General features: G+C 74.2%; 11 protein-coding genes. 3 read left to right on the plus strand and 8 right to left on the minus strand.

Annotated features, from left to right (window positions below):
* Positions 1–265 precede the first annotated feature (265 nt).
* From GT045_RS21715 to GT045_RS21725, 3 genes are all read right to left on the minus strand, one after another.
* Positions 266–1,420, minus strand: coding sequence for an ROK family protein (locus GT045_RS21715; RefSeq protein WP_161335149.1), 1,155 nt, complete (start codon positions 1,418–1,420; stop codon positions 266–268).
* A gap of 98 nt (positions 1,421–1,518) precedes the next feature.
* Positions 1,519–2,175, minus strand: a complete 657-nt coding sequence (locus tag GT045_RS21720) for a response regulator transcription factor (protein WP_161287466.1) — start codon at positions 2,173–2,175, stop codon at positions 1,519–1,521.
* A 14-nt stretch (positions 2,176–2,189) separates the two neighbouring features.
* Positions 2,190–3,344 (minus strand): histidine kinase, encoded by a 1,155-nt coding sequence (locus GT045_RS21725; protein WP_161335150.1) that lies wholly within the window; start codon positions 3,342–3,344, stop codon positions 2,190–2,192.
* Between the two features lie 108 nt (positions 3,345–3,452).
* Here GT045_RS21725 and GT045_RS21730 point away from each other — a divergent pair, with 108 nt between their 5' ends.
* From GT045_RS21730 to GT045_RS21740, 3 genes are read left to right on the plus strand one after another with little or no spacing between them, the layout of a single operon-like run.
* Positions 3,453–4,373 carry an ATP-binding cassette domain-containing protein gene (locus tag GT045_RS21730; protein WP_161335151.1) on the plus strand — a complete coding sequence of 307 codons (921 nt, stop codon included), beginning with the start codon at positions 3,453–3,455 and terminating at the stop codon, positions 4,371–4,373.
* Positions 4,374–4,375: 2 nt separating this feature from the next.
* Positions 4,376–5,086, plus strand: coding sequence for an ABC transporter permease (locus tag GT045_RS21735; RefSeq protein ID WP_161287469.1), 711 nt, complete (start codon positions 4,376–4,378; stop codon positions 5,084–5,086).
* 41 nt (positions 5,087–5,127) lie between these two features.
* Positions 5,128–5,571: a hypothetical protein gene (locus GT045_RS21740; RefSeq protein ID WP_161287470.1), complete on the plus strand. Its 444-nt coding sequence runs from the start codon at positions 5,128–5,130 to the stop codon at positions 5,569–5,571.
* Here the strand turns inward: GT045_RS21740 and mug are convergent, their stop codons facing one another.
* The 5 genes from mug to GT045_RS21765 form a co-directional block, all read right to left on the minus strand.
* On the minus strand, positions 5,572–6,063 hold the full coding sequence (mug, locus tag GT045_RS21745) for a G/U mismatch-specific DNA glycosylase (RefSeq protein ID WP_345942710.1): 492 nt from the start codon (positions 6,061–6,063) through the stop codon (positions 5,572–5,574).
* Between the two features lie 71 nt (positions 6,064–6,134).
* Positions 6,135–7,577, minus strand: a complete 1,443-nt coding sequence (gene purB / locus GT045_RS21750; protein ID WP_161335152.1) for an adenylosuccinate lyase — start codon at positions 7,575–7,577, stop codon at positions 6,135–6,137.
* Positions 7,578–7,696: 119 nt separating this feature from the next.
* A complete protein-coding gene (locus GT045_RS21755) occupies positions 7,697–8,485 on the minus strand; it encodes an SGNH/GDSL hydrolase family protein (RefSeq protein WP_161287472.1) in 789 nt (262 codons plus the stop codon).
* A gap of 60 nt (positions 8,486–8,545) precedes the next feature.
* A complete protein-coding gene (locus GT045_RS21760; protein WP_161335153.1) occupies positions 8,546–9,565 on the minus strand; it encodes a hemolysin family protein in 1,020 nt (339 codons plus the stop codon).
* Complete coding sequence (locus GT045_RS21765; RefSeq protein ID WP_161287474.1) at positions 9,562–10,923, minus strand: hemolysin family protein; 1,362 nt, start codon at positions 10,921–10,923, stop codon at positions 9,562–9,564. Before GT045_RS21765 ends, GT045_RS21760 begins: the two co-directional genes overlap by 4 nt.
* Positions 10,924–11,313 lie beyond the last annotated feature (390 nt).

Raw genomic sequence — 11,313 nt, forward strand, 5'->3', positions numbered from 1 at the left:
AGCCACGACGCACCCGCACGGGCACACCGCACGGGCCGCCCCGTCACCTGAAAGCCCCGGGCGCGGTGACCCACCCAGGGGCGCGGGGAACTGCGCGCCAAGCCACGACGCACCCGCACGGGCACACCACACCGGCCGCCCCGTCACCCGGACACTCCGGACGCGGCAGCCGACCCAGGGGCGCGGGGAACTGCGCGCCGAGCCACCACGCACCCGCACACGCGCGACGGCCCCAGCCACAAACCCCCGGCTCCCCCCGGGGGACTCAGCGCCGCGCCACCGTGTTGTCCACCGCGAACAACTGCGCCTCCACATGGTCCAAGGCGAGCCGCAGCGCCCCCGTGGCCACTGCCGCCTCGCCCAGGACAGAGAGCGTCACCCGGGGCGGCCGCAGGCAGTAGCGGGCCAGTTCACGCCGCAGCGGCTCCAGAACGCCGTCCAGGCCGGCCGCCCAGCCCCCGACCACGACCAGTTCCGGATCGAGGGCCAGCACCAGCGCGGCCACGTCGTGCACGAGCCGCTGGATGAACCGCTCGACGGCCGCCGAGGCCCGCCGGTCACCCTTCCGCGCCAGCGCGAACACCTCGGCCACCGCCTGCTCGTCCAGCGGGTGCAGCGGCTCGTCGGTGGTGGACAGCAGCGCCTCCGGCGTCGCCCCCCGGCCCAGCAGATGCAGCGCGCCGATCTCCCCGGCCGCCCCGCCGTACCCCCGGTGCAGTCGTCCGCCGATCAGCGAACCGGCCCCCGGGCTCAGCCCGGCCAGCACGAACACGACGTCGTCCGTCTGGGTCGCCGCCCCCTTCCAGTGCTCGGCCAGCGCCGCCGCGTTGGCGTCGTTCTCCACCAGCACCGGACACCGGAAGGAACGGCTCAGCCGCTCGCCGAGCCTCAGCCCCGTCCACTGCGGCAGGGCCGTGCTCAGCCGGACCGTGCCGTCCGCGTCCACGATGCCCGGCGTGCCCACGCCCACGGCCCGCAGCGAACTGCGAGCGACCCCCGCCCGGCGCAGCAGTTCGGCGACAGCGCCGCGCAGCCGGTCCAGCCGCTCGTCCGCCGACGCCGTCTCGTCGACGTCCTTGGCCTGCGCGCCCAGCACCCGCCCGTCCAGGTCGGACAGGAGCGCGGCGACCCGGTGCGGACCGATCTCCAGGCCCAGCAGATGGCCCGCCTCGGCCCGGAACCGGAACCGCCGGGCGGGCCGCCCCTGCCGGCGGGTGCCGCCCTCGTCGGCCGCCGCCTCCACGACGAGGCCGCCCTCCATGAGCCCCTCCACGACGCCCTCGACCGTCGGCCGGGACAGTCCGGTGACCCGCATGATCTCGGTGAGCGTCGCACAGTCCGTGCCGCGCAGCGCATGCAGCACCACCGCGGAATTGATCCTTCGCAGCAGCGAGGGATCGCCGCCGGTCAGCTGCCCCACCGTCCGTCCTCCCAGCTCGCGGGCGTGTTGGCCGGATCGTACTCGGCCCGGACCACCCCGGCGAGTGCCGGGCACCGCGCGCGGGCCGCAGGCCTCGGTCAACCCGGCTCCACGAACCCCGACTCGTAGGCCGCGATCACCGCCTGGGTGCGGTCGCGCGCCCCGAGCTTGGCCAGCACGGCACTCACATGGGACTTCACCGTCTCCGCGCCCACGACCAGCCCGGCGGCGATCTCCGCGTTCGACAGCCCCCGGGCCATGAGCCGGAGCACCTCCGCCTCCCGGTCCGTCAGCCGGGCCCGCTCCAGGGCGGCCCGCGCCGGCCGGTCCCCGTCGCCGTACCGGGCGGCGAGGCGTCGTACGGCCGCCGGGAACAGCAGCGACTCGCCCTCCGCGACCAGCCGCACCGCGTGCACGATCTCGGCGGGGCGGGCCCGCTTCAGCAGGAACCCGTCGGCGCCCGCGCGCAGCGCCTCGTACACGTACTCGTCGTCCTCGAAGGTGGTCACCACGAGGATCTTCGGCGGCCCGGCCACCGTGCGCAGTACCGCGCGGGTGGCCTCGATACCGTCCATCAACGGCATCCGCACGTCCATGGCGACCACGTCCGGCCGGAGCCGCCGCACGAGCGGGATGACCGCCGCGCCGTCCGCCGCCTCGCCCACCACCTCGATGTCGGGCTGCGCCTCCAGTACGGCCCGCAGACCGGCGCGGACCAGGGGTTCGTCGTCGACGAGGAGTACGGTGACCGGCATCCGGCCAGCCTAGATCAACCGATCGGCAGCTCCGCGCGCACCTGCCAGTCACCGGCGTCCCGGCCGGTGCGGGCGGTCCCGCCGAGCAACGCGGCCCGCTCCCGTATGCCGAGCAGACCGCTGCCCCGCCCGGGCTCGGTGACCGGTCCCGGCAGTGGATTGCGGACCTCCAGGGCGAGCGTGCCGCCGCCGACCGCGACCCGCACCCGCACGGGCACGGCCCCCGCGTGCCGCAGCGCATTGGTCAGCGCCTCCTGCAGGATGCGGTAGCCCTCGCGGGACACCGGCCCCGGCACCGCCTCGACCGGGCCCGTCACCTCGGCGTCGACCCGCGCCCCGGAGGCCCGCGCCGACTCCAGCAGCCGGCCGGCGTCGGCCAGCGTGGGCCGCGCGCTCACCGGCCGCCCCGCCTCCCGCAGGACGCCCAGCACCCGCTCCAGATCCGCCAGCGCGGCCCGCCCGGTCTCCTCGATGGCGCCCAGCGCCCGGTCGGTGAACGCCGGATCGCCCGCCGCCCGCGCCGCCCCCGCCTGCACCACCGCGACCGTCAGGGCGTGCCCGATCGAGTCGTGCAACTCCCGGGCGATCCGGGTGCGTTCCAGCAACTGCTCGGTGCGCTCCTCCAGCGCGGCCAGCCGCTCGGCCGCGGACGGGCCCAGAAGCAGGCGCGCACCGGCGGTGACCAGTTCGCCGAGGCCGACGACCGCGCCGTACAGCGCGAGCAGTGGCAGCGGTGCCAGCAGCGCCCACGCGCGGTGCGGCGGCAGCCGGTCCAGCAGCGGCACCCCGCCGGATCCGTCCCCCCAGGCGAAGGCCGCCAGCTGGAAACCGATGAGGGGCAGCCACACCGAGGCGCCCACGGTGATCCAGCTCAGCCCCATCCGCAGCTCCAGCCACACCACCGTGCGCAGCCGGTCCCGCGCGCTCGCCGACGGCGTCTCGGAGATGCCCGGCTCCGCCTCGCCGGGCGTGAGCAGCAGCCGTGCCTGTACGCCCTCGCCGATCCGCACGGCGGGCACGAGACCGAGCGGGACGAGGAACAGCGCCGGCATCCAGGGGGTCGACGGATCGATGAAGAGCCAGAGGCCGACCACCAGCACCGGCACCCACAGATGCAGCAGGCGCGTGTACGTAGTCCCCCGCAGCAGCGGGCGCAGAAAGCGGGCCATGACGTCATCGTCGCAGGCGGCACCGACAACCGGCCTCCCCCGTCCGGGGGAGACGATCTCCCCGGGCGGGGGAGGACGCGAACTGCCCTGCCCGGCCAGGCTGTTGCCATGACCAGCATCGACGTACGCGACCTCACCAAGGAGCACGGCGGCCGACGGGCCGTGGACCGCCTCACCTTCGGTGTCCGCCCCGGCCGGGTCACCGGGTTCCTCGGCCCCAACGGCGCCGGCAAGTCCACCACCTTCCGTCTCGTTCTCGGTCTCGACCGGCCCACCGCCGGCTCCGCCACGATCGGCGGCCTGGCCTACCCGCGGCTGAGCGAACCCCTGCGCCGGGTGGGCGCCCTGCTCGACGCCCGAGCCGCGCACGGCTCCCGCACCGCGCGCGACCATCTGCTGGCCCTCGCCGCGAGCAACCGCATCCCGGCCCGCCGGGCGGATGCCGTCCTGGAGGAGACGGGCCTCGCCGCGGTGGCGCACCGCCGGGTGCGGACGTACTCCCTCGGTATGCGCCAGCGGCTCGGCATCGCCGCCGCCCTGCTCGGTGACCCCGAGGTCGTCCTGCTCGACGAACCCGCCAACGGCCTCGACCCCGAGGGCATCGTCTGGATCCGCACGCTGCTGCGGCGGCTGGCCGCGGAGGGCCGTACGGTGCTGGTCTCCAGCCATCTCATGGGCGAGACAGCCGCCTTCGCCGACCACCTGCTCATCCTCGGCCGGGGCCGCCTGCTCGCCGACACACCGGTGCGGGAGTTCATCCACGCGCGCGTGCGGCCCCAGGTCCGCGTCCGCACCACCGACCCCGCCGCCCTGGGCGACCTCCTCGCCCGGAACGGCCACGACGCCTCCCGGGACGAGGAGGGGACCTGGACCGTGCGGCACGCGCGCGTGGACGACCTCGGCCGCATGATGGCCGCGGCGGGCGTCCCCGTCCTGGAACTCGCCGTCCAGGAGCCCGGACTGGAGGAGGCGTACCTCGATCTGACCGCGGCCGAGACCGAGTTCACCGCACAGCACCAGGAGACCTGACCATGTCCTTCGCGCCCGTGCTCCACTCCGAATGGATCAAGTTCCGCAGCCTGCGCTCCCTGCCCGGGGCCCTCGCCGCGATGCTCCTCGCCACCGTCGCGTTCTCGGTACCGGCCTCCGCCGACGCCGACGGATCCGACCCGCTGTTCTCGGCGTTCTTCGGCGTCACCTTCGGGCAGATCGCCGCGATCGCCTTCGGTACGACGGCCGTCTCGTCCGAGTTCCACGGCGGCGCGCTGCGGCTGACCCTGTCCGCGGTGCCCGGCCGGGGCCGCTGGTTCGCCGCGAAGGCGACGGCGATCGCCCTGCCTGCGCTGGCCGTCGGGCTGCTCACCGGTGCCGTCACGCTCCTGGCCGGCCGGGCGGTCCTCGGCTCGTCCGCGCCCGGCTGGGGCGAGGGCGTGCGCGGCGCCGTCGGCTGCGGCCTGCACCTGACACTGATGGCCCTGTTCGCCGCCGGACTGGCGACCGTGCTGCGCAGCGGGATCGCGACCCTCTCCGTGCTGATCCCGTTCCTGCTGATCGTGTCGTTCGTGGTCGGCGACATGTCCGGCGGGGTCGCCGACCTCCTCCCCGACCGGGCCGGCCAACTGGCCCTGCACAGCCACCCGGACAGCGCCCTCGGACCGTGGGGCGGGCTCGCGGTGACCGCGCTGTGGGCGGCGGCCGCCCTGCTGGCCGGCTGGTGGAGCCTTCGGCGCAGGGACGCCTGACGCACCGCCAATTGTCAGTGGTGCCCGCTTTACTGGATCCCATGGACATCGCGACCGGCCTGACCCTCGTGGACCTGCTGTGCGCCCGGGAGTTCCCGACGGCGCGCGGCAGGACGGAACACGGCGAGAGCGGGCCCGGCTACCACATAGCGGTTCTGGGGACGAGCGGTGACTTCTGGGAGGACGACGGCACCGGCCGGGAGGAGACGGCGGCCCAGTACGAGGCCGACCGCGACGGCCTCACGGAGCGGCTCACCGGCCGGTGGGGCCCACCGCAGCGCTTCAGCCTGCGCAGCGTCCTCGGCCGGGTGATGGAGGGCGAGGCCGTCGAGGACCCGTGGGCCGGGCTGAGCGAGCACGTTCCCGACATCCACCTGTGGCGGGAACCCGGGTCGGACAGATGGGTCGCCCTCGGGCTGTCCCTCGGGTACGGGGAGCTTCCGGTCCGGCTCCTCGGCATAGTGACCGAGACCGACCCGCCCTGATCAGCCGGCCTCGGCCGCCTCCCGCAGCCGCGCGTACTCCGCCGCCATCGTGGCCGCCGTCCAGTGCGCGTTCAGGCCGCTGGGATTGGGCAGCACCCACACCCGGGTGTCCCCGATCGTCCGCTCCTGCGGGCCGACCCGGGCCGTGCGGTCACCGAAGGCAGCCCGGTACGCGGTCACGCCGACCACCGCCAGCCACCGCGGCCGCAGCCGCGCCACCTTCTCGGCCAGCAGCCGGCCGCCCTCGGCGTACTCCTCGGCGGTCAGCTCGTCCGCCCGCGCGGTGGCCCGCGCCACCACGTTGGTGATGCCGAGTCCGTACGTCAGCAGCTCCTCCTGCTCGGCCGGCCTCAGCAGCCGGGGCGTGAAGCCGGACAGGTGCAGCACCGGCCAGAACCGGTTGCCGGGGCGGGCGAAGTGGTGGCCGGTCGCCGCCGTCATCAGGCCGGGGTTGATGCCGCTGAACAGCACATGGAGGCCCTCCGCGACCACGTCGGGGACGAGGCGGTCGCGGGCGGCCTCCAGTTCCGCCTGGGTGAAGCGGGGGGACCGGGGCGCGCCGGTCAGAGGATCGCCCCGGGGGTGTAGCCGGCGGCCTCCGGGTGCTGCTTGGCGATCTCCTCGATCCGGCCGACGACGACGCCGACCTGGTCGGCGGCGGCACCGGTGAAGGAGAGCTTGTCGGCCATGAGCGCGGCCAGCTGCTCCCGGTCGAGCGGCAGCCGCTCGTCGGCGGCGAGCTTGTCCAGCAGGTCGTTGCGCTCGGCACCCTGCTCGCGCATCGCCAGCGCGGTGGCCACGGCGTTCTCCTTGATCGCCTCGTGCGCGACCTCGCGGCCGACCCCGGCCCGCACGGCGCCCATGAGTACCTTGGTCGTGGCCAGGAACGGCAGGTAGCGGTCCAGCTCACGGGCGACGACGGCCGGGAAGGCACCGAACTCGTCGAGGACGGTCAGGAACGTCTCCAGCAGACCGTCGAGCGCGAAGAACGCGTCCGGCAGCGCGACCCGGCGCACCACCGAGCAGGACACGTCCCCCTCGTTCCACTGGTCGCCCGCCAACTCACCGGTCATCGAGGCGTAGCCGCGCAGGATGACCATCAGGCCGTTGACGCGCTCGCAGGAGCGGGTGTTCATCTTGTGCGGCATGGCCGAGGAGCCGACCTGGCCCGGCTTGAAGCCCTCCGTGACCAGTTCGTGCCCGGCCATCAGCCGGACCGTCTTGGCCAGCGAGGAGGGGGCCGCCGCCAGCTGCACCAGCGCGGTGACGACCTCGTAGTCCAGCGAGCGCGGGTAGACCTGGCCCACCGAGGTGAGGGCCTGCGAGAAGCCCAGGTGGTGGGCGATGCGGTTCTCCAGCTCGGCGAGCTTGGAGGCGTCGCCGCCCAGCAGGTCCAGCATGTCCTGCGCGGTGCCGACCGGGCCCTTGATGCCGCGCAGCGGGTAGCGCCCCAGCAGCTCCTCGACGCGGCCGTGGGCGACGAGCAGTTCGTCGGCGGCCGTCGCGAAGCGCTTGCCGAGGGTCGTGGCCTGCGCGGCCACGTTGTGCGACCGGCCGGCCATGACCAGTTCGGCGTGCTCGCCCGCGAGCCTGCCGAGGCGGGCGAGGACGGCCACCGCACGGTCGCGCATCAGCTCCAGCGACAGCCGGATCTGCAGCTGCTCGACGTTCTCCGTGAGGTCACGGGAGGTCATGCCCTTGTGGACGTGCTCGTGCCCGGCGAGGTCGTTGAACTCCTCGATCCGCGCCTTGACGTCGTGCCGGGTGACCTTCTCGCGGTCGGCGATCGAGGCCAGGTCGACGGTGTCGAGCACACGCTCGTAGTCGGCGATCGCCGCGTCCGGCACCTCGATGCCGAGGTCCTTCTGGGCCCGCAGCACGGCGAGCCAGAGCCGGCGCTCCAGCCTCACCTTCTGCTCGGGGGACCAGAGCGTGGCGAGCTCGGCGGAGGCGTAACGTCCGGCGAGGACGTTCGGGATGCGGGGCTTGACGGGCGCAGAAGTCACGTGTCCAGATTCTACTGGCGGTTCGTGCAGGTCGGCGCCACGCCCCCGTTCGGCGGAAGCTACGAGACGTGCGCCACCCGGTCCGGGCCGGCCGGCTGGGCGGGAGCCCCGCGCGCAGGCTACGCCCGACCCTCGTACGGCAGCAGCTCCGGGCGCTTGGGCGGCAGGCCGTCGCCCGAGGAGCGGCCGGTCAGCCGCCGGCCTATCCACGGCAGCAGGTGCTGCCGGGCGAACCGCGCGTCGGCCACCCGCCGGCTCATCCAGCCGGGCGGGAGCGTGGCCGCCATGGGCACGTGCCACTCGGCGTCCTCCGCCTCGTACCCGAGCGTCTGCCACACCGCCTCGGCGACCCGGCGGTGCCCGTCCGCGGTCAGGTGCAGCCGGTCGACGTCCCACATCCGCGGGTCGGCCAGCGCGGCTGCCCCGTACAGGTCGACGACCAGGGCTCCGTGTCGGTCCGCCAGCTCGTCCACGCAGGCGAACAGCTCCTCCATGCGCGGCCGGAACCGCTCCAGCACCGGGCCCTGGCGGCCGGGGCTGCGCATCAGCACCAGCTGCTTGCACGCGGGCGCCAGGCGCTCCACGGCCTCGGTGAGCAGGCCCCGGACCCGGCCCATGTCGCACTTGGGGCGCAGGGTGTCGTTGAGGCCGCCGACCAGGGTGATGACGTCGGCCCCCATGGCCGACGCCACCGGCACCTGCTCGTCGACGATCTGTCCGATCAGCTTCCCGCGCACGGCGAGGTTGGCGTACCGGAACCCGGGGGTACGGGCGGCCATCCGTGCGGCGAGCACATCCGCCCAGCCCCGGTAGGAGCCGTCGGGCAGCAGGTCCGACATGCCCTCGGTGAAGGAGTCGCCGACCGCGACCAGGCTGGTGTAGGGGGGAGGAGTGGGATTCGTCTGCATGGCGACAGAGATGGTATCCCGGCGGCATACCCGTCGGTCGGTCGCCCCGGGGAACAGCCGTCACCCCGGAGCCGGCTGGCCGAACAGTTGCCGCAGGACGTCCTCCATGGTCACCAGGCCCGCCAGCCGCCCGTCCTCGCCGAGCACGGCGGCGAGGTGGGTCCGGCTCGCCCGCATCGCGGTGAGCACGTCGTCGAGCGGGGTCCCCTCCCGGACGCGCGCGATGGGCCGCATGTCGCGCAGCCGGAACGGCATGTCCCGCGGCGAGGCGTCGAGGGCGTCCTTGACGTGCAGGTAGCCCGCGATCCGGCGGCCGTCGTCGACCACCGGGAACCGGGAGAAGCCCGACTCGGCCGACAGCCGCTCCAGCTGCTCCGGGGTGACACCCATGCGCGCGTAGACCACCCGCTGCAGCGGTACGACCACGTCCTGCACCGGCCGGCTGCCCAGCTCGAGGGCGTCGTGCAGGCGTTCCTGCGCGCGGCCGTCGATCAGTCCGGCCTCGCTGGCGTCCTTGACGATCTCGGCCAGCTCGGTGTCCGTGAAGGTGGCGGCGACCTCGTCCTTCGCGTCCACCCGCAGCAGTCTCAGCAGACCGTTGGCGAAGGCGTTGATCGTGAAGATCACCGGACGCAGGGCACGGGACAGCGCGACCAGCGGCGGGCCCAGCAGCAGCGCGCTGCGCACCGGTTCGGCGAGCGCGATGTTCTTCGGGACCATCTCGCCGAGCAGCATGTGCAGGTACGTGGCGAGGGCCAGCGCGATCACGAAGGACACGGCGTGACCCGCGCCCGTGGGCACGCCGACCGCGTGGAACACCGGCTCCAGCAGATGCGCGATCGCCGGTTCGGCGACGACGCCCAGCACCAGGGTGCACAGCGTGATGCCCAGCTGGGCGGCGGCCAGCAGCGCCGACACGTGCTCCAGACCCCACAGCACACTGCGCGCGCGGCGGTCGCCCTCCTGGGCGAGCGGCTCGATCTGCGAGCGGCGCACGGAGATGAGGGCGAACTCCGCGCCCACGAAGAAGGCGTTGACGACGAGGGTCGACAGGCCGATCAGCAGTTGTACGGCGGTCATCGCGTCCCCTCCCGCGTCCCGCGGGCCCCGTCGGCGCCGTCGGTCCGTTCGTCGTCCAGCGGCGCGTGCAGCAGTACGCGGGCGGCCCGCCGGCCCGAGGCGTCGACCACGTCCAGCCGCCAGCCGGCCACCTCCACGCTGTCCCCGACCGCCGGTATCCGGCCCAGCTCGGTGGCTACCAGGCCGGCCAGCGTCTCGTACGGCCCCTCGGGTACCCGCAGGCCCACGCGGGCGAGCTGGTCGGTGCGGGCGGCGCCGTCCGCCGAGTACAGGGCCCGGCCCCGCTCGTCCGCGCCGGCCGGGGCGAGGTCGGGCGTCTCGTGCGGGTCGTGCTCGTCGCGCACCTCGCCGACGACCTCCTCGACGATGTCCTCCAGGGTGACCACGCCCGCCGTACCGCCGTACTCGTCGATGACGACGGCCATCGTGCGCCTGCCGGAGAGCCGGTCCAGGAGCCGGTCCACGGTCAGGGACTCGGGCACCAGGAACGGCTCGCGCATCACCTGGGCCACCGTGCGGTGGGGCCGCTGGTCGGCGGGGACGGCCAGGACGTCCTTGATGTGGGCGGTCCCCACGACGGAGTCCAGGCTGCCCCGGTAGACCGGGAACCGGGACAGGCCGGTGGCCCGGGTGGCGTTGGCGACGTCCTCACAGGTCGCCTGCATGTCCAGGGCGACGACCTGGACGCGCGGGGTCATCACGTTCTCGGCGGTGAGGTCCGCCAGGTTCAGGGTCCGCACGAACAGCTCGGCGGTGTCCGCCTCCAGCGCACCCTGTTTGGCGGAGTGCCGGGCGAGGGCGGCCAGCTCCTGGGGCCCGCGCGCGGAGGCCAGTTCCTCGGCCGGTTCGACGCCGAGCCGGCGCACGAAACGGTTGGCCGTGTTGTTCAGGTGCGTGATGAAGGGCCGGAAGGCCGCGCTGAACCAGCGCTGCGCGCTGCCCACCCGCCTGGCCACGGCCAGCGGCGAGGAGATCGCCCAGTTCTTCGGCACCAGCTCGCCGACCACCATCAGGAACACCGTCGACAGGGCCGTGCCCAGCACCAGGGCGACCGAACCCGCGGTGGTCCGGGACAGGCCCACCGCCTGGAACGGGCCGGTGAGCAGCCTGGCGATCGACGGCTCGGCGAGCATGCCGACCACCAGGTTGGTGACGGTGATGCCCAGCTGGGCACCGGAGAGCTGGAAGGTCAGGTTCCGTACGGCCTTCAGGGCGCCGGCGGCGCCGCGCTCACCGCGCTCGACGGCCCGTTCCAGCTCGCCGCGTTCCACCGTGGTCAGCGAGAACTCCGCCGCCACGAAGGCGCCGCAGGCCAGTGACAGCAGGATCGCCACCAGGAGGAGGAGCACTTCGGTCATCGGGTCACCCCCGTCCCATGGTCGGGCAGGGCAGGGGAGAACGCGCGGTGTCGCGGACCAGGAGGCTCGCCCATGGGCGGACGCTCACAACCTTTCACAGAGGGCCGAGTGCTCCCTACAGAGTAAAGGATGAGCAAAGAATGCGGCGCGTGCACACAGTTCGGTCATCCGGCCGTCGCGCTCACGGGCGGGTCGGGCGGCGCCGGGAACTCCGTCCTGCGGACGCGGCCCGGCCGCGGAGCCGCCCACGGACGGTCACTCGCGGGCGGTCGCCGCCGGCACGTTCATCCGCGGAGCCCACGGTCACTCGTGGGCGGTCGCCGCCGGCACGTTCATCCGCGATGCCCACGGTCACTCGTGGGCGGTCGCCGCCGGCACGTTCATCCGCGA

Source organism: Streptomyces sp. SID486 (genome assembly GCF_009865385.1).
Lineage (GTDB): Bacteria > Actinomycetota > Actinomycetes > Streptomycetales > Streptomycetaceae > Streptomyces.